Consider the following 293-nt stretch of genomic DNA (forward strand, 5'->3'; position numbering starts at 1 on the left):
AAAGATTAACCTGTGGATCGACGAGCTGCGTAAAAAGCAAGAAGCACAACTCCGGGCAGCAAATGAAGCCAAACGCGCTGCCGAGTCAGAACAGACTTATGTTGTGGTGGAAAAACCCGTTATCCAACCGGTACCGAAAAAAACGCATCTGGTGAATGTCGCCAGTGAGATGCGTAATGCCACCGGTGGTGAAGTTCTGGAAACGACCGAACAGGTGGAAAAGGCGCTCGACACGTTACGCACAACGCTGCTGGCCGCCATTAAAGCAGGCGATCGCATTCGCCTTCAGTAAC

1 protein-coding gene is annotated in these 293 nt (G+C 51.9%); it reads left to right on the forward strand.

Features of this window, described 5'->3' with window-relative positions:
* Positions 1-292, forward strand: a 292-nt coding sequence (locus LZP73_RS20165; protein ID WP_234236700.1) for a hypothetical protein, incomplete at its 5' end; no start/stop codon positions are given.
* Position 293: the final 1 nt, after the last annotated feature.

The sequence above is a fragment of the Shewanella sp. AS16 genome, assembly GCF_021412365.1.
Lineage (GTDB): Bacteria > Pseudomonadota > Gammaproteobacteria > Enterobacterales > Shewanellaceae > Shewanella > Shewanella salipaludis.